The sequence below is a fragment of the Limosilactobacillus reuteri subsp. porcinus genome, from assembly GCF_036621895.1.
GTDB lineage: Bacteria > Bacillota > Bacilli > Lactobacillales > Lactobacillaceae > Limosilactobacillus > Limosilactobacillus reuteri_J.
In genome coordinates this window covers 1-306 of record NZ_LN887489.1, presented here as the reverse complement: position 1 = coordinate 306, position 306 = coordinate 1, and the positions used below count along the sequence as shown (strand labels likewise).

The 306-nt window shown below is 40.8% G+C and carries 2 tRNA genes; both read right to left on the bottom strand.

Annotated features, from left to right (window positions below):
• Nucleotides 1-92: 92 nt before the first annotated feature.
• Nucleotides 93-165, bottom strand: a tRNA-Ala gene (locus AACL61_RS09080).
• Between the two features lie 3 nt (nt 166-168).
• Nucleotides 169-243 (bottom strand) — tRNA-Ile (locus AACL61_RS09075).
• Nucleotides 244-306: the final 63 nt, after the last annotated feature.

Sequence of the window (306 nt, the reverse complement as noted above, 5' to 3'; positions counted from 1 at the left end):
CGCGGTGTTCTCGGTTTATTGTTTTGTTAATAAAGAAATTAGATAGTATTTAGTTTTCAAAGTACAAACTCTATCAACCTTATGGTTGATAATGGAGAATAACGGAATCGAACCGATGACCTCCTGCTTGCAAAGCAGGTGCTCTCCCAGCTGAGCTAATTCCCCATATGGGCCTAAATGGACTTGAACCATCGACCTCACGCTTATCAGGCGTGCGCTCTAAACCAGCTGAGCTATAGGCCCAAATAAGCGTCTTATAGGTTAAAGTTTTAAGAGGTAAACCTCTCAAAACTAAACAAAGTTTCT